This window comes from Vibrio sp. CCUG 15886, assembly GCF_028570825.1.
In the GTDB taxonomy this organism is placed as follows: Bacteria; Pseudomonadota; Gammaproteobacteria; order Enterobacterales; family Vibrionaceae; genus Vibrio; species Vibrio vulnificus_B.
Map to the genome: position 1 here is coordinate 58,018 of NZ_JAQQBT010000012.1, position 16,619 is coordinate 74,636.

Genomic DNA, 16,619 nt, shown 5'->3' on the forward strand with positions numbered 1-16,619 from the left:
AACTAGCTCACTGGTAATAAATTCTGGTTAAACTCATTCAGCAAATCTTGGATAAACTGAATACGTTGGCGTCTGTCCGTCAATGGTACGCTAAACTTAAACTTAGTTGGACCTTCCATTGCAAATTTTTTCGGCTGAGATTGCAGTAGTCTAACCAAATAAGCTGGGTTTATGTCAGCGTGTGGATAAAACTCGATAAATCCACCTTTGTCGTGAGCCTCGATCTTCTTCGCCTTGATTCGGTGGGCACTCAGTTTGAGCTCCGCGACAGCAAGAAGATTTTTCGCCGCCTCCGGTAGTAAGCCGAATCGGTCGATGAGCTCGACTTTGACTTCGTTTAGCTCTTCTAAATCGGCCACACTGGCGACGCGTTTATACATCGACAAACGTGTGTTGACGTCTGGTATATAATCGTCTGGCAGCAAGGCTGGGATACGAATTTCCACCTCAGTTTGCTCGCGAAGTAGATCATCCAGCGCAGGTTCTTTACCTTCTTTCAATGCTTGCACGGCTTGCTCAAGCATCTCCATATACAGCGTAAAACCGATCGATTGAATTTGACCACTTTGCTCATCACCGAGCAGTTCACCCGCACCGCGAATTTCTAAATCGTGCGTGGCGAGGGTGAAACCAGCCCCGAGATCTTCCAAAGAAGCGATGGCATCCAAGCGTTTAATGGCATCTTTGGTCATGGATTTCGGGTGTGGCGTGAGCAAGTACGCGTACGCTTGGTGGTGCGAGCGACCCACGCGCCCACGAAGTTGGTGTAACTGAGCAAGCCCGAGATTGTCTGCGCGATCCATGATGATGGTGTTGGCGGTTGGCACATCGATGCCCGTCTCAATGATGGTGGTACACACCAATAAGTTAAAGCGCTGATGGTAGAAATCGTTCATCACACGCTCCAACTCGCGTTCTCTCATTTGACCGTGAGCGATGGTGACGCGTGCCTCTGGCACCAGTTTGGTCAGGTCCTCTGCAACTTTCTCGATGGTTTCGACTTGGTTGTGTAAGAAGTACACTTGTCCACCACGCATGATTTCACGCAGAATCGCTTCGCGGACCACTGCATCATCACTTTCGCGGACAAATGTTTTGATGGCTAAACGGCGAGCGGGTGGGGTGGCAATAATCGACAAATCGCGCATACCACTCATCGCCATGTTGAGCGTTCGCGGAATAGGGGTGGCCGTGAGGGTGAGAATGTCGACATCGGCTCTCATTGCCTTCACTTTCTCTTTTTGGCGTACACCAAAGCGATGCTCTTCATCGACGATCAACAATCCAAGATCACTGAACTTGAGGTCGGAAGAGAGCAGTTTGTGCGTGCCCACTAAGATATCGACCTTGCCGTTAGCCACATCTTCCATGATCTGCTTTTGTTCTTTTGCTGATTTAAAACGCGACAGTACTTCGACGCGAATTGGCAGGTTGGCAAAACGATCACGGAAGTTTTCGAAATGCTGTTGAGCAAGCAGGGTGGTCGGGACCAAAACCGCCACTTGTTTGTCGTTATCGGTGGCAACAAACGCAGCGCGCATCGCCACTTCGGTTTTACCAAAACCTACATCACCACACACTAAGCGGTCCATGGCTTTGGCTTGACACATGTCAGACAGCACCGCGTTGATGGCCATCGATTGGTCGTCAGTCTCTTCAAATGGGAAACCCGATTTGAAGGTCGCGTATTGGCCACGATCTAAAACAAATTTGTAACCCGGTTTGAGTTCACGTTTGGCATAAACGTCCAAAAGCTCAGCGGCAACGTCTCGCACTTTCTCAGCGGCTTTGCGACGTGCTCTGGTCCAAGCATCGCTCCCCAGTTTGTGAATCGGCGCGCTCTCTTCTGCCCCACCAGAGTATCGGCTGATCAAGTTCAATGCCGCCACAGGTACGTAAAGTTTGGCCTCGTTTTGGTACTCAAGCATCACGTATTCAGCTTTGATCCCGCCAGCTTCAAGGGTTTCCAGGCCAATATAACGACCAATACCGTGGTCGATGTGTACCACAGGTTGCCCGGGTTTCAGCTCCGCCAGATGACGAATCACGGTATCGCTGTTGACGTTGCGCTTATCTTTTTTACGACGTTGGATAACGCGATCACCAAGCAAATCGCTTTCACAAATAAAGGCGAAGTTCAGCGTGTTGTGAATAAAACCGTGCTCACTGGCGCCAATGACCAAAGTGAATTTATGGTTATGTGCAAGGGCTTCACTGAGTGAGGCACAAGCGTGTGGCTTGAGCTTAACACCTTGTAGCAACTCACTGAGCGCTTCGCGGCGGCCTTCCGATTCAACGGAAAAGATGATTTTGCCTGAGAAGCTTTCACTAAACTGACGCAACTGCGCCAAAGGCTCTTTATTTTGCTGTTGCACCGCAAGAGTCGGCAGTGGGCTCAATGGCTGGTTGGAACGCCCGGCTTTTTCGTCGATGGCGTCAACACTCAGCCAGGTTTGGCCAAAATTTTTCAGATGCGCATACAGTTCATCTTTTTTAAGCCAAAGTTGCTCTGGTTTCAGCAGTGGGCGCAGCGGGTCGACTTTTTTCTGATCGTAGCGGTAATCCACATCCTTTAGGAAATGATCGATGGTGGGTTCGATATCCCCCAACACCAGCAGTTGTGAATCACGATTGATGTAGTCAAACAGCGTTTCCGTTTGTTCAAAGAAAAGGGGTTGCCAGTATTCAATCCCCGCAGGCCAAACGCCTTTGCTCACCTGCATATAGACCGATTCTGGCTCACGGCGGGCATCAAATTGGCTGCGCCAGCGGATACGAAACTCTTCTATTGCCGCCTCGGTAGTTGGGAACTCGTGCGCAGGCAGTAGGCGGATCTGCTGGATCTCTTCAATTGAACGTTGATTCTCAGGGTCGAACGTGCGAATGGTGTCGATTTCATCATCAAAGAAATCGATACGGTAAGGGTCACGACTGCCCATCGGAAAGAGATCAAGAATCGAACCGCGGCTAGCGTATTCCCCTGGGCCAAATACTTGATCAACATGACGGTAGCCAGAGTTATCAAGTTGTAGGCGCAGTTTTTCGAGCGAGTAGCGATCACCAACATTGACCATCAAAGTATGTTGCAGCAGAAAATCGCGTGGAGATTGACGTTGCAGCAGCGTGCTCACCGGCACAATGGTAATGCCATCGGTCTGAGAGGGAAGCTGATATAACGTGGCGATACGATCGGAAATGATCTCTTGATGAGGAGAGAAGTTATCGTATGGCAGCGTTTCCCAATCGGGGAAAATCGTCACGTGAGCGGTGTAAAACTGCTCGATCTCGCTTTGCAACTTCAGCGCGGTTTGAGGATCTGGAACAATGAGAACCGTATGGTTGGCATGGGTATTTGCCAGTTCGGCCACAGAAAGGGCCAGTGAGGCGCCAGGCAACTGGCCCAAGTATTTTTTGTCTCCCGCCCCTTTGGGCGTGGAGACTTGTAAAATCGGTTGATAAGTCATAATCGAATGTTATTTGGTATCTCTTTCTAGCGAACGTTGACGCAATAGACGTTGTTGTTGGTGTAAGGCCGCTTTGATTAATAGGTCTTGGTCTGAATCGCGAAGCAATACGTACTTCATTGTTACTTCATGTTGTTGATCTTTAGCTTCACAACTGGCGACTTGCGCGTAGCAATAAATAGCCGCAGCGGGGCTTTCTAAGAACAGTTTTACGCGTGTGGAGCGACCAATCGCCATAGTGTCGGTGGACAAAAACGAAACCTGACTGGCACCAAAACGGGTGGTTTTGAAGCGAAGGTTTTCTTGGTCTTGCTGCGATAACATAAAGCTCAACAGCAAATTGAGTTTCGAATTTTGCGCATCCAGCAGGTTGATGACGTTTTTGAGATCGCTATTTTTCAGTTCAAGTCGTGCGCTTTCGGCTAACTGATCTAATTGGCTAAATTCACTCGCCACAATAAAAGGGGCGGGAATTTCCGCTTCAAAGGCCTCTAGGGAAGGCAGCAAATAGTGCTCAGGTAACAGCTCAACGTTGATCGTCAGCGTTGAATTTACGGTAAAAAACTCTTGTTCTGTCATGCTGTTATTCCCTTTTTGCCGATGGGATTCTAAATAAGAATCTACAAGCTGTTGATTATCGCCAACTGGCGACGCTTGGCAAGCGATGTTATTTCGCACACCGTGATTTTCGCAAATTCGTTTTTTAAACCGAGAGTCCTATACGTTCTGTAACACGTAAATGGGCAAATTTGCTGTTAAATCTCAGACATATGAAATATTTTAGCTATATTCGTGCCAGTTTTCTGGTTACATTAGCCCGCTGAACTTTTTGACGGTTTTTAGAATGTTTCATCCTGTCTCTATATTTATTGGATTGAGATACCTGCGCGGACGCTCCGGTGACAGGTTTAGCCGATTTGTCTCCTATATGTCGACCGCTGGCATCACGGTTGGCGTGATGTCATTGGTCACGGTGTTATCGGTGATGAACGGCTTTGAGGCGCAATTGAAAGAGCGCATTTTGGGTGTGTTGCCGCAAGCGGTGGTGTCGATGGATGGTGGAAAAACGCCGCACACCACGCCGCCTGACTTTGTACGTGCCTTGTCTCCTCACTATCAACCCACACCTTTGGTACGCAGTGAAGCGGTGATTCAAAGCCCTTCACAACTTTCTGTGGGTTACTTGATCGGTATTGAGCCTTCGGCAGACGATCCGATTGAAAACCATCTCATTGCCGGCCGCTTAAGCCAATTGGAAGCCGGCAAGTATCAAGTATTTCTCGGCCACTCTTTAGCACGATCATTAAATGTTTCAATGGGCGACAAAGTCCGTTTGATGGTGACCAGTGCCAGTCAGTTTACGCCATTAGGCCGCATTCCAAGCCAACGAAATTTTACCGTTGCAGGGATGTTTAATACCGGTTCGGATATTGATGGGCAGTTGATGGTGACGCACATTGAAGACGCGGGGCGTTTATTGCGTCTTCCGTCAAAGACCATTTCTGGCTGGCGACTCTATTTTGATGATCCTTTCCAAGTGACCGAAGCGGCCAATACGCCACTGCCTGACGGTTGGCAATGGAGTGATTGGCGTGCGCAACGGGGAGAGCTTTTCCAAGCGGTAAAAATGGAAAAGAACATGATGGGCTTGATGCTTGGACTCATTGTCGCTGTGGCGGCCTTTAATATCATTTCAGCGTTGATCATGGTGGTGATGGAGAAACAATCTGAAGTCGCGATCTTAAAAACTCAGGGCATGAATAGTTATGGCATCATGGCCATCTTTATGGTGCAAGGTGCCAGCAGCGGTATAATTGGTTCGCTCTTCGGTGGAGCCGCTGGTGTGCTCTTATCGCAAAATCTCAATACTATTCTCGAAACCGCAGGGGTTGCTTTGTTCACCTTTGGTGGTAGCTTGCCTGTGCTGATTCAACCATTTCAAATTGTCGCTGTGGTTGTGTTAGCCGTTTTATTGAGCCTGTTGGCGACGCTTTACCCTTCTTACCGTGCATCTTCTGTTAAACCTGCTGAGGCCCTCAGATATGAATAAGCTTTTACAATGTCACCAAGTTAGCAAAATCTATCGAGAAGGGGAGTTTGAAACGGAAGTCCTCAAAGGGGTTGATTTCGAGCTAGAGCAAGGCGAGTTGGTCGCGATTGTCGGTACATCGGGTTCAGGCAAAAGTACTCTGCTGCATATTTTAGGTGCGCTTGATGATGCCACTCATGGTGAGGTCGCGTTTCTTGATTATCAGTTGTCTGCGTTAAGCGGTAATAAACAAGCACAAGTGCGCAATCAGCATCTGGGTTTTATCTATCAGTTTCACCATCTACTGGCGGATTTTACTGCAGTGGAAAATGTGGCGATGCCGTTACTGATTGGTGGGAAAAGCCCGAAGCAAGCGAAGTTAGCCGCCGAGGCATTGCTGGAAAAAGTGGGTTTGCAACATCGTATGCATCATCGCCCGTCAGAGTTGTCTGGCGGTGAGCGCCAACGTGTCGCAATTGCACGGGCATTGGTCAATAAGCCTGCATTGGTGCTTGCGGATGAGCCTACGGGCAATTTAGACCACAAAACCGCGTTGCAGATTTACGATTTGATGCGCGAGCTCAATCGAGAATCCGGCACGGCGTTTTTAGTGGTGACACACGATAACGAGCTCGCGGCAAAAATGGATCGAATCCTTTATATGCAAGATGGTGTGCTTGCGTCGGACAATCGTTAGGAGACGGGTCGATGTTTTCATCTTTGGCACTGTTGATTGGCCGTCGCTTTAGTCAAGCCAAACAACGTAACAAAATGGTGTCGTTTATTTCTCTCTCCTCGACCATCGGTATTGCGGTGGGCGTGGCGGTGATCATTATTGGTCTTTCGGCAATGAATGGCTTTGAGCGCGAGTTGCAATCTCGCGTGCTGTCGGTCATTCCACACGCGGAGCTGGAAGGCGTTCGTGCTCCGGTGGAAAATTGGCAATCGGTGATGACTCAAGCGGTGGCCAACCCCAAAGTAGTGGCTGCGGCCCCTTATGTCAAATTTACCGGTTTGGTTGAGCGGGGCAACAAGCTCAAAGCGGTGGAAGTGAGAGGAGTCGAGCCGGATTTTGAACAAGCGGTCTCGACCATGTCTCAATTTATTGACCAGCAAGCGTGGAGTCAGTTTTTACCGGGGCAAAATCAGGTCATTGTTGGGCGAGGCGTGGCAAACGAGTTGGGTGTGGACATTGGCGATTATGTCACCTTATTGATTCCTCAAACCGGTGAAAGCACTAAAGTTCAAGCGCCTAAACGCGTTCGAGTCAAGGTGACGGGTATGCTGACACTCAATGGTCAAATTGATCACAATTTGGTGTTGCTGCCGATGGCGGATGCACAGCAATACAATCATCTGGGTGAAGGTGTCACTGGCATTGCGTTGAAAACCAATGATGTGCTTAATGCACAAGCGATTGTGCGAGAAGTAGGACGACAGATTGACGTTTATGTCTACCTTCGTAGCTGGCAACAGCAGTTTGGTTTTTTGTATCGAGACATTCAACTCGTCAGAACCATCATGTACTTAGTCATGGTGCTAGTGATAGGGGTGGCGTGCTTTAACATTGTTTCCACCTTGATGATGGCGGTGAAAGATCGTGCGAGCGAAATTGCCATTTTACGCACCATGGGGGCTGGCGATGGTTTGATTAAGCGCATTTTTGTCTGGCAAGGGGTGTTTTCTGGCGTGCTTGGCAGTGTGTTAGGCAGTGTTGTCGGTGTCTTAGTGGCGCTGAATCTTACCACTCTCATTAAGGGCCTTGAGCGAGTCATTGGTCATCAGTTTTTATCCGGTGACATTTACTTTGTCGATTTTTTGCCTTCTCAACTGCGTTTAGATGATGTGTTATTGGTGTCTGGCACGGCCATTGTTCTGAGTATTGTTGCCACTTGGTACCCCGCAGCAAGAGCGGCAAAGCTTAAACCTGCCGCTGTACTGAGCAGCAAATAGCCGACAACAGAATGGTCCTTTTGTTTTAGGTGTCCGGTTAGCGATTGGCAACCTTGGTGTTTTTTGGTGGTCCACGAGATAAATCAAACTTTGATTACCCGACGTTGCAATGGAAGTGGCATTTCTATCGGAAAATCACACTGACTCTCTGCAACGGAGGGTGAAGATCGTTATCTTGTTTGACGCTTTTGCCAACTTCTCACCACGGAATAACGCCACAAGCCTCGTATGCCAAAGTAGCCGACGATGGCAGAGACAACACCACAAATAGCGCAACCCAATAAAAATGGAGGACCAATGGTGCTCATTTGGTCGAGAATGAAATCCCAAGAGAGCTCAAAGTGAAATGGCTGCGGAGGCACGTTCATCACAAAGGCGCCTAGCTTATACGCAAAGTAGAACAGCACGGGCATGGTGACTGGGTTACTTACCCACACGAGAGCGACAGACAGTGGCAAATTTACGCCAAGAAAAATGGCTAACCCAGCAGGCATGATCATCTGGCTCGGCAGAGGGACAAACGCCATAAACAAACCAACGGCAAACGCACCCGCAGCGGAGCGACGATTCAAACACCATAGATTAGGGTTGTATAAAACATTGCCGAACACTTTCAGCGCTTTTTGGCGTTTGATTACTTCATGGTCAGGCATAAAGCGTTTAATTAGCTTTCTAGGCATGGGACAACATGACTCTCTTAGGTAACAATTGGTTATTGGCTTCTTTTTCAGCAACCCTTATTTCGGCAAGCTACTGGCCGCTTATGCCTTCCTGGCCTTGGTTAATGCTAATTGTTGTTGCCATCTTTATCATTATTGTGCGTAAAACGTGTCGTTACTTGCTGGGGGTGACCATCGCACTTTTGATTGCCATTTCGGCTGGTAACCTTATGCAATGGCAAGTAAAGACCCTATTTCAGGCAGGGGAGAATATTACCATAAATGGCGCCGTTGACAGCCCTTTTAAGCAAATAAGTCACGGTTATGAAGGTGTTGTTAGCATCACAGCAATAAATAATAGTCATTTAGTGTGGACCCTGCGACCTAAAGTGCGTTTGATCTCACCCATTCCTCTTGGGCAGGGGGATCAAATCGTAGCGCATGTGACTCTAAAACGAGTCTATGGGTTACTCAATGAAGCAGGGTTTGATGCCGAACGTTTTGCTGTCAGCCAAGGTATCGTTGGACGGGCAACTATTGATGATTCTCGCTCTTGGCGTTTGGTTTCCGTGAAGGGAGGGCGACAAGCGCTGATCGAAAAAGCTCAGCAGCTACTGGTTCGTAGCGATCATACCGGTTATTTACTTGGCTTAAGCTTTGGTCTTCGCGACGACATTACCGACGAGCAATGGCAGCAACTCAAGCAAAGTGGTTTGATACATCTACTTTCTATCTCAGGGCTGCACATTGGTATGGCTTTTGGTATCGGTTACTGGCTCGGGCATTGGTTGCGTTTTGGACGGCTTACTCTTGTTTGGCTGCCGTTGGCTATTGGACTGAGTCTCAGTTGGAGTTATGCGTGGCTGGCTGGTTTTACTCTGCCAACGCAAAGAGCCATTGTCTTTGTCACGTTAGTCGCCTTGTTCTCGTTTACGTCGGGGCAAGTCGGTCGCTGGACAGTCTTGCTATTGGCTCTGGCCTTCTGTCTTGCGATGTCGCCATTTTCTGCCCTTTCTATCAGTCTCTGGCTCTCGTTTCTTGCTGTCAGTTGCGTCTTTCTGGTGGTTGATCTCCGTGAGTCGTCTTCATCTTGGATTGGCAAAATGAAAAGCGTATTTTGCATCCAAGGTATGCTGCTGCTTTATCTCGCACCTGTGACTGCTTACTTCTTTTCCGGTTTGAGTTTAGCCGCCTGGCTGTACAACTTCCTATTTATCCCCTGGTTTAGCTTGGTGGTGGTGCCTGCCATATTTGTCGCACTCGTGCTGACGGCGCTGAATATTATGTCTGCGGCCAGGATGCTGTGGCAGTTAGCGGATTTAAGTTTATGGCCATTAACTTACGCTATGCCTTACGCCCACTTAGGCTGGTGGGGACTCTCCTCATTTCAGGTGGTGTTGGTCGCGTTGTGCGCGCTCGCTGTGATGCTGAGACATGTTATTCGCTGGCAACTCTCTGCTGTTCTGATCATTTTGCTCAGCACTTCTTCACTGTTGATTCATCCTCTTTCTCGCACCCGAATTGACGTTTTAGATGTTGGCCATGGGCTCGCCGTATTGATTGAGAAAGACGGTAAAACACTGCTTTATGACACCGGAAAGTCTTGGCATGGCGGCAGTATTGCACAGCAAGTGATTGAGCCTATTTTATTGAGTCGGGGTAGTAGAAGCCTTGATGGGGTTATCATCAGTCATCAAGATGACGATCATGCAGGCGGCTTGCCCTATTTGCAGCAAAACATGCGCCCACAATGGGTAAGGAGTAGTCATTACTTGAGTGATTTTCCGTGTGTTAAAGGTCACAACTTTGAGTGGCAAGGGCTCAAAATGACCGTGCTTTGGCCGCCAAGGCAAGTGACTCGTGCCTACAATCCCCATTCCTGTGTGATTCGTATGGAGGATGAGGAAAATCAGTTTTCATTTTTGATGACTGGCGATATTGACGCTTTGGCTGAGTGGATCCTGATTCGTGAATCTGAACAGCTAAACAGCGATGTGGTATTGGTGCCGCATCATGGCAGTCAAACTTCGTCGATTGAGCCTTTTGTGAACGCCGTCCAGGCAGGTGTGGCAATCGCCTCGTTGGCAAAAGGAAATCAGTGGGGGATGCCACAACCGCAAGTGGTCGAGACTTATCGACGACATCGCACGCAGTGGTTTGATACTGGTGAGCTGGGTCAGATAACGTTGTATGTGGAACAGAGAAACTGGCGAATCGTCTCAAGACGCGACACTTTCAACGCTTGGTATAGGCAGATGCTGCGTAACCAAGTAGAATAGCGGCCTACTTGAAGAAAAAGAATCATTCATTTATGTCAATTAATACCGATGAATCGACTTGGCGTACCTTTAAACGCTTGTGGACTTTTATCCGACTGTACAAATCAGGATTGGCCGTTGCCGTTGTGGCATTGATCATCAATGCGGTTTCAGACACCTACATGATTTCCTTATTAAAACCTTTGCTTGATGAAGGGTTTGGTAGCGCGGAATCAGACTTCCTGAGAACGTTGCCTCTGATTATATTTGCTATGATGTTTATCCGTGGCATCAGTAGTTTCGTCTCTGCGTATTGCCTAAGTTGGGTTTCTGGTAACGTTGTGATGCAAGTACGTCGCATGGTGTTTAACCATTACATGCAGATGCCCGTTTCCTACTTTGATAAGGAAAAATCCGGCAGCTTACTTTCTCGCATTACCTATGATTCCGAGCAAGTTTCGGCGGCGACAAGTCAAGCGTTGGTCAGCATTGTGCGTGAAGGGGCGAGCATTATTGGCCTGCTGGTACTGATGTTTTATAACAGCTGGCAGCTCTCTTTAGTCTTGATACTCGTTGCTCCCGTCGTAGCAATGGGGATTGGTATCGTTTCTAAGCGTTTTAGAAAAATATCTAAGAGTATGCAAACGGTGATGGGCGTTGTCACCAGCTCTGCTGAGCAGATGCTTAAAGGCCACAAAGTTGTATTAAGTTATGGCGGACAAGATATCGAACGTGAGCGCTTTGATAACGTAAGTAATCAAATGCGCCAGCAAACGATGAAATTGGTCACAGCACAAGCGGCAGCAAACCCAATTATCCAGATGATTGCATCAGTGGCAATTGTCGTTGTTCTTTACCTTGCAAGCATCGATTCGATTAAGGATCAATTGACCCCTGGTACTTTTACCGTGGTTTTCTCTGCGATGTTCGGTCTAATGCGCCCACTTAAAGCGTTAACCAGTGTAACATCTCAGTTCCAACGTGGTATGGCAGCAGCACAAACCCTGTTTGCGTTAGTGGATTTAGAGCCAGAGAAAAATACCGGTACACACAGCGTTGAGCGTGCTCAAGGGGATGTTAGCGTAAAAGATATCAGCTTTACCTATTTGGGAACGGAAAAACCTGCCTTGTCGCATGTCTCTTTTGACATTCCGCGAGGGAAAACGGTGGCATTGGTTGGGCGATCAGGCTCTGGTAAGAGTACCATCGCTAACTTATTTACTCGTTTCTATGATGTCGATTCAGGTGAAATCCAGCTCGATGGTGTGGATGTTCGCGATTATGAGTTGAAAAACTTACGTACACAATTTGCGCTGGTGTCGCAAAATGTGCACCTATTTAACGACACCATTGCCAACAATATCGCTTACGCAGCGGGTGATAAATACAGCCGCGAAGACATCGAACGCGCCGCAGAGTTAGCACACGCGATGGAGTTCATTTCGAAGATGGAAAATGGACTCGACACCATGGTTGGTGAAAACGGTGCAAGCCTATCGGGTGGACAGCGTCAGCGCGTTGCGATTGCTCGTGCCTTGTTACGTGATGCCCCTGTGCTGATTCTTGATGAAGCGACATCTGCACTGGATACCGAGTCAGAACGTGCAATCCAATCGGCATTGGATGAGTTGCAAAAGAACAAGACGGTGTTGGTGATTGCTCACCGCCTGTCAACCATTGAAAAGGCCGATCAAATCTTAGTGATTGACGATGGTGCCGTTGTTGAGCGAGGCTCGCACTCTGAACTTATCGAAAAAGATGGCGCTTACGCGCAATTGCATCGCATTCAGTTTGGTGAAGGGTAGTGATTGAAAAGATCTGGTTTGAAAACCATCCAGTAAAATACCTTTTATGGCCACTGTTGTGGCCATTATCGCTGTTGTTTGGTGCGATTAGCCGTCGTCAGAAAGCAGCGTATCAGCGAGGTGCAAAAGCGTCTTTTCAAGCGAGTATACCTGTCATCGTGGTCGGTAATATTACCGCTGGTGGCAATGGCAAAACTCCGGTCGTCATTTGGTTGGTCGAAAAACTGCAACAGCTTGGCTTTAAGCCGGGTGTGGTCTCTCGTGGCTATGGTGCAAAAGCACCAGTGTATCCGATGGTGGTGGATTCAGAGAGTTTAACCTCTCACTGTGGTGATGAGCCTAAACTGATATTTGAACGAACGGGGGCTTTGGTCGCGGTTGACCCAATTCGGCCCAATGCAGTAAAGCGCTTGATAGAACTTGGGGCCAATATCATTGTTACAGATGATGGGCTACAGCATTACGCGCTGCAAAGAGACATCGAAGTGGTGGTTGTGGATGGTCAGCGTCGATTTGGTAATCAACAGTTGATCCCGCTCGGCCCACTGCGCGAGCCAACGTCCCGTTTGCAAAACGTGGATTTTATTATCACCAATGGCGGGGATGCCCACCAAGGTGAAATCGCGATGAGCTTGATGCCAGATATGGCCGTTAATTTGATGACGGGTGAGAAAGTCGCGGTGAATGAATTGGCGTCCTTGGTCGCTTTTGCTGGTATTGGTCACCCCCCACGTTTTTTTAAAACGCTAGAACAATTGGGGGCTGATGTCGTGGTCAGCCAAGGTTTTGCCGATCATCAAGACTTCGACCCAGAAGCCATCGCGAAGCTGGCCCATCAGGGCAAAAATGTCATTATGACGGAAAAGGACGCGGTAAAGTGTCGTCGCTTCGCACAAAATAATTGGTGGTATTTACCCGTCTCTGCTCAGTTTTCGTCACACGATCAGCAGAGAATATTGCAAAGAATAACAGAGGTAGTAAAAGAATATGGATCATCGACTGCTTGAGATTGTCGCGTGCCCAGTGTGCAAAGGTAAACTGACTTTTGATAAAGAAAACCAAGAGCTGATTTGCAAGCTCGATCGCTTGGCTTATCCAATTAAAGAAGGCATTCCTGTTTTGCTTGAGCCGGAAGCTCGCAGCATGGGAATGGATGAGGGGCGCTAATGTCATTTACCGTTGTCATCCCAGCGCGTTACCAATCAACCCGTTTACCGGGCAAACCGCTGGCAGATATTGCTGGTAAGCCCATGGTTCAGTGGGTGTATGAACAAGCGATTCAGGCGGGCGCGCAAGATGTAATTATTGCCACCGATGATCAACGTGTCGCTGATGCTGTTGCTGTGTTTGGTGGTAAGGTGTGTATGACCTCGCCAAACCATGAATCTGGCACAGAGCGTTTGGCGGAAGTGGTCCAATTAATGGGCATCGCTGACGATCACATTGTAGTGAATGTTCAAGGCGATGAGCCGTTAATCCCACCTAGCATCATTCGCCAAGTCGCGGAAAATCTGGCAGCAAGCTCTGCACCAATGGCCACATTAGGGGTGGCGATAACTTCAGAAGAAGAAGTGTTTAACCCGAATGCAGTTAAAGTGGTGACAGACAAAGAAGGCTACGCGCTTTATTTCAGTCGCGCGACGATTCCTTGGGATCGTGATGCCTTTGCACGTGGTGAAGTTCTCACAGAGCACTCTCTGATGCGCCACATCGGTATCTACGCCTACCGTGCGGGTTTCATTAATACCTACGTTAATTGGCAACCGAGTAGCTTAGAGAAAATAGAGTGTCTCGAGCAACTGCGAGTACTTTGGTATGGTGAAAAAATCCATGTTGAGCTAGCCAAAGAAGCACCTCCAGCGGGTGTTGATACGCCAGAGGATCTAGAGTTGGTTCGTAAGATCATAGCCGCTAAGAGCTGATTAGGGCGAGATGCGTTAGATGAACGGAATGGCTGGAGTTTGGGCTCTGGCCATTTTTGTTGTTAGTATTCCCAAATTTTAGCGTCATCTCTGGCGCAATTGGACGGTTGGCCTCTCTGTTAGCGTCTATGCTTTAGTTAAGCGCAGTGATCTTGCTAAGAGCGATGATAGATGGCCTCTAAAAATTACATCAATGTTTCCAGACGAGCAGTGTACCTCGCTCTTATCACCTTTCTTTGCCTAAATCTGACCAGTGTTACCCCTTTCTTTTATGTCGAGCATCCTATTGATGTGCTGACCGAATCTGCCTATTTCTCGGTTCTGGTGTATATCCGTGCGGCGATCAGCCGCTCTATTACATCGACACGCTCCATTACGGTTGGTGTGAATCTTATCTTATTCGTCGCATTGTACGATGTATTGACCGAAGTGGACTGGTTGGCAGATTGGAGTAATCGGCACGAAGTATTGGATAACATCATTGAGCAAGGGGGAATGTTGGTGGCTGTGGCGAGCATTGCCTTTGGTATTGATAGGCTAATCAAAGCCAAAGATCATGAAATCCATCGAGATTCCTTAACAGGGTTATACAATCGCCGCTATTTGGAGCGATTTAGCCAAGAACAGCTCAATTTGGTTTACATCGATCTCAATGACCTCAAAGTGGTCAATGATACGCAAGGGCACGATGCAGGAGATGAGCTGATCATCCAGTTTTCCCAATTGCTCACCAAAGCAACCAAAGACGATGAGTATGCTTTTCGTGTCGGTGGGGATGAATTTATTTTATTGTTGCAGCCCAAACGCACGTTGTTGGTGATGGACGCGTTACACACCATGTGCGCTAAACGCGACATCCACTTTTCTTATGGTCTGTCAGAGCTTGGTGAAGGGGATCTTTCGACACGCGCCAAATTGGCAGATGAGCGTATGTATCAGATGAAGAAAGCCCACCGTTAGGTGGGCCAATCGGCAAATGCTCGCTAACGGCTAAGTTAGATCTTACTGTCGTACTCAGTACGTTGAGGGCAGGTTGCCAGGATTTCTTTGTGGCCCGTCTCTTTTACTTCTTCCAAAATAACGTCAAACCCCCACAAACGATATAAGTGCTTCATCACCTCGTTGTAGCTCTTGTCCAGAGGAATGCGATTATGCGGGACGTATTGCAGGGTTAAAGAGCGATCGCCACGCACATCGACTTTGTAGACTTGGATATTAGGCTCCAGGTTGGCTAGGTTGTATTGCGCAGCCAAGGTTTCCCGAATTTTTCGATAACCCATATCATCATGGATAGCATTCACTTCGATGAAGTTTCTTCGGTCATCATCTTGAATCGCAAACAGTTTAAAATCGCGGATGAGTTTGGGAGATAAATACTGACTGATGAAGCTCTCATCTTTAAAGTTGCGCATGGCGAAATGTACCGCATCGAGCCAGTCGCTGCCTGCCAAATCAGGGAACCACTCTTTGTCCTCATCTGTCGGCTCTTCGCAGATGCGCTTGATGTCACGGAACATCGCAAAGCCTAACGCATAAGGGTTGATGCCGCTAAAGTAAGGACTGTTATAGGGCGGTTGAGCAACCACACTAGTATGGCTGTGCAGAAACTCTAAGATAAATTTGTCTGAAACAATCCCTTCATCATAAAGATGGTTGAGGATGGTGTAGTGCCAAAACGTTGCCCATCCTTCGTTCATCACTTGCGTCTGTTTCTGTGGGTAAAAATATTGGCTTATCTTGCGCACGATACGCACGATTTCGCGTTGCCAAGGTTCAAGTAGCGGCGCGTGCTTCTCAATGAAATAAAGGATGTTTTCTTGTGGCTCACTCGGGAAGTGAATAATGCTTTGTTCTTCCTTCGATTTGGCCTTAGGCACCGTTCTCCAAAGCTCATTGACCTGAGATTGCAGATAGGCCTCTCGCTCTTCTTGTCGAGCTTTCTCCTCATTGATGGATATCTTCTCTGGGCGTTTGTAACGATCAACCCCATAGTTCATCAGGGCATGGCAAGAATCGAGTAACTTCTCGACTTCGGTTTCGCCATATTTGGTTTCACAATCGGCAATGTATTTCTTCGCAAACAATAAGTAATCAATGATCGAGCTGGCATCGGTCCAAGTTTGGAACAGGTAGTTACCTTTGAAGAACGAGTTGTGTCCGTAGCTGGCGTGAGCAATCACTAACGCCTGCATCGTAACGGTATTTTCTTCCATTAAATAGGCAATACAAGGGTTGGAGTTAATGACGATTTCGTATGCGAGCCCCATTTGGCCATGTTTGTAATTTTGTTCGGTCTGGATGAATTTTTTACCGAAAGACCAGTGATTATAATTAATCGGCATACCGATACTTGAATACGCATCCATCATCTGCTCAGAGGTAATGACTTCGATCTGATTAGGATAGGTATCTAGGCGGTAATGCTCAGCGACACGTTTGATCTCGGTATGGTATTTTTCCAACAGATCAAAGGTCCAGTCTGGCCCATCTGGCAACATCTTGCTTTTTTTCTTTGTCTTGGTTGTCATA

General features: G+C 47.9%; 13 protein-coding genes. 9 read left to right on the forward strand and 4 right to left on the reverse strand.

The genetic code is table 11. The features are described 5' to 3' along the window. Positions 1 to 2: 2 nt before the first annotated feature. Together mfd and PQQ36_RS17370 are read right to left on the reverse strand one after the other, a co-directional pair. A complete protein-coding gene (gene mfd / locus PQQ36_RS17365; protein WP_130249920.1) occupies positions 3 to 3,464 on the reverse strand; it encodes a transcription-repair coupling factor in 3,462 nt (1,153 codons plus the stop codon). 9 nt (positions 3,465 to 3,473) lie between these two features. Next, positions 3,474 to 4,043 carry a hypothetical protein gene (locus tag PQQ36_RS17370; RefSeq protein WP_011079965.1) on the reverse strand — a complete coding sequence of 190 codons (570 nt, stop codon included), beginning with the start codon at positions 4,041 to 4,043 and terminating at the stop codon, positions 3,474 to 3,476. A gap of 265 nt (positions 4,044 to 4,308) precedes the next feature. On the opposite strand from PQQ36_RS17370, the gene lolC reads away from it, so the two are divergent. Genes lolC through lolE form a run of 3 tightly spaced genes read left to right on the forward strand, consistent with a single transcriptional unit; the run spans position 4,309 to position 7,446 of the window. Continuing rightward, complete coding sequence (gene lolC, locus PQQ36_RS17375) at positions 4,309 to 5,514, forward strand: lipoprotein-releasing ABC transporter permease subunit LolC (protein ID WP_061058778.1); 1,206 nt, start codon at positions 4,309 to 4,311, stop codon at positions 5,512 to 5,514. After that, positions 5,507 to 6,190, forward strand: coding sequence for a lipoprotein-releasing ABC transporter ATP-binding protein LolD (lolD, locus tag PQQ36_RS17380; protein ID WP_011079967.1), 684 nt, complete (start codon positions 5,507 to 5,509; stop codon positions 6,188 to 6,190). The genes lolC and lolD overlap by 8 nt, the downstream gene beginning before the upstream one ends. A gap of 11 nt (positions 6,191 to 6,201) precedes the next feature. After that, positions 6,202 to 7,446, forward strand: coding sequence for a lipoprotein-releasing ABC transporter permease subunit LolE (gene lolE, locus PQQ36_RS17385; protein ID WP_080538573.1), 1,245 nt, complete (start codon positions 6,202 to 6,204; stop codon positions 7,444 to 7,446). Positions 7,447 to 7,616: 170 nt separating this feature from the next. Here the strand turns inward: lolE and PQQ36_RS17390 are convergent, their stop codons facing one another. Then, positions 7,617 to 8,126 (reverse strand): DUF2062 domain-containing protein, encoded by a 510-nt coding sequence (locus PQQ36_RS17390; protein WP_273661900.1) that lies wholly within the window; start codon positions 8,124 to 8,126, stop codon positions 7,617 to 7,619. A gap of 83 nt (positions 8,127 to 8,209) precedes the next feature. On the opposite strand from PQQ36_RS17390, the gene PQQ36_RS17395 reads away from it, so the two are divergent. The 6 genes from PQQ36_RS17395 (at position 8,210) to PQQ36_RS17420 (ending at position 15,050) form a co-directional block, all read left to right on the forward strand. Beyond that, a complete protein-coding gene (locus tag PQQ36_RS17395) occupies positions 8,210 to 10,384 on the forward strand; it encodes a DNA internalization-related competence protein ComEC/Rec2 (protein ID WP_225470492.1) in 2,175 nt (724 codons plus the stop codon). A gap of 32 nt (positions 10,385 to 10,416) precedes the next feature. Beyond that, the gene (gene msbA / locus PQQ36_RS17400; RefSeq protein ID WP_039554277.1) at positions 10,417 to 12,168 is read left to right on the forward strand and encodes a lipid A ABC transporter ATP-binding protein/permease MsbA; all 1,752 of its coding nucleotides are present in this window, start codon (positions 10,417 to 10,419) and stop codon (positions 12,166 to 12,168) included. After that, on the forward strand, positions 12,168 to 13,175 hold the full coding sequence (lpxK, locus tag PQQ36_RS17405; RefSeq protein ID WP_011150832.1) for a tetraacyldisaccharide 4'-kinase: 1,008 nt from the start codon (positions 12,168 to 12,170) through the stop codon (positions 13,173 to 13,175). Before msbA ends, lpxK begins: the two co-directional genes overlap by 1 nt. Next, complete coding sequence (locus PQQ36_RS17410; RefSeq protein ID WP_011079973.1) at positions 13,156 to 13,335, forward strand: Trm112 family protein; 180 nt, start codon at positions 13,156 to 13,158, stop codon at positions 13,333 to 13,335. The genes lpxK and PQQ36_RS17410 overlap by 20 nt, the downstream gene beginning before the upstream one ends. After that, positions 13,335 to 14,090, forward strand: coding sequence for a 3-deoxy-manno-octulosonate cytidylyltransferase (kdsB, locus tag PQQ36_RS17415; RefSeq protein ID WP_011150831.1), 756 nt, complete (start codon positions 13,335 to 13,337; stop codon positions 14,088 to 14,090). The genes PQQ36_RS17410 and kdsB overlap by 1 nt, the downstream gene beginning before the upstream one ends. Positions 14,091 to 14,261: 171 nt before the next feature. Next, entirely contained in the window at positions 14,262 to 15,050 is a 789-nt protein-coding gene (locus PQQ36_RS17420) for a GGDEF domain-containing protein (protein ID WP_060531135.1), read from the forward strand. 35 nt (positions 15,051 to 15,085) lie between these two features. On the opposite strand, the gene PQQ36_RS17425 is transcribed toward PQQ36_RS17420, so the two are convergent. Next, positions 15,086 to 16,618, reverse strand: a complete 1,533-nt coding sequence (locus PQQ36_RS17425) for a SpoVR family protein (RefSeq protein ID WP_039469659.1) — start codon at positions 16,616 to 16,618, stop codon at positions 15,086 to 15,088. Between the last annotated feature and the right edge of the window lies 1 nt (position 16,619).

Excerpts from the sequence above, each read along its gene's own strand:
- lolC (WP_061058778.1), top strand. The coding sequence starts at position 4,309 with ATGTTTCATCCTGTCTCTATATTTATTGGATTGAGATACCTGCGCGGA.
- PQQ36_RS17390 (WP_273661900.1), bottom strand. The coding sequence starts at position 8,126 with ATGCCTAGAAAGCTAATTAAACGCTTTATGCCTGACCATGAAGTAATC.
- lolD (WP_011079967.1), top strand. The coding sequence starts at position 5,507 with ATGAATAAGCTTTTACAATGTCACCAAGTTAGCAAAATCTATCGAGAA.
- PQQ36_RS17410 (WP_011079973.1), top strand. The coding sequence starts at position 13,156 with ATGGATCATCGACTGCTTGAGATTGTCGCGTGCCCAGTGTGCAAAGGT.
- msbA (WP_039554277.1), top strand. The coding sequence starts at position 10,417 with ATGTCAATTAATACCGATGAATCGACTTGGCGTACCTTTAAACGCTTG.
- PQQ36_RS17420 (WP_060531135.1), top strand. The coding sequence starts at position 14,262 with ATGGCCTCTAAAAATTACATCAATGTTTCCAGACGAGCAGTGTACCTC.
- PQQ36_RS17370 (WP_011079965.1), bottom strand. The coding sequence starts at position 4,043 with ATGACAGAACAAGAGTTTTTTACCGTAAATTCAACGCTGACGATCAAC.
- kdsB (WP_011150831.1), top strand. The coding sequence starts at position 13,335 with ATGTCATTTACCGTTGTCATCCCAGCGCGTTACCAATCAACCCGTTTA.
- lolE (WP_080538573.1), top strand. The coding sequence starts at position 6,202 with ATGTTTTCATCTTTGGCACTGTTGATTGGCCGTCGCTTTAGTCAAGCC.
- PQQ36_RS17395 (WP_225470492.1), top strand. The coding sequence starts at position 8,210 with ATGCCTTCCTGGCCTTGGTTAATGCTAATTGTTGTTGCCATCTTTATC.
- PQQ36_RS17425 (WP_039469659.1), bottom strand. The coding sequence starts at position 16,618 with ATGACAACCAAGACAAAGAAAAAAAGCAAGATGTTGCCAGATGGGCCA.
- mfd (WP_130249920.1), bottom strand. The coding sequence starts at position 3,464 with ATGACTTATCAACCGATTTTACAAGTCTCCACGCCCAAAGGGGCGGGA.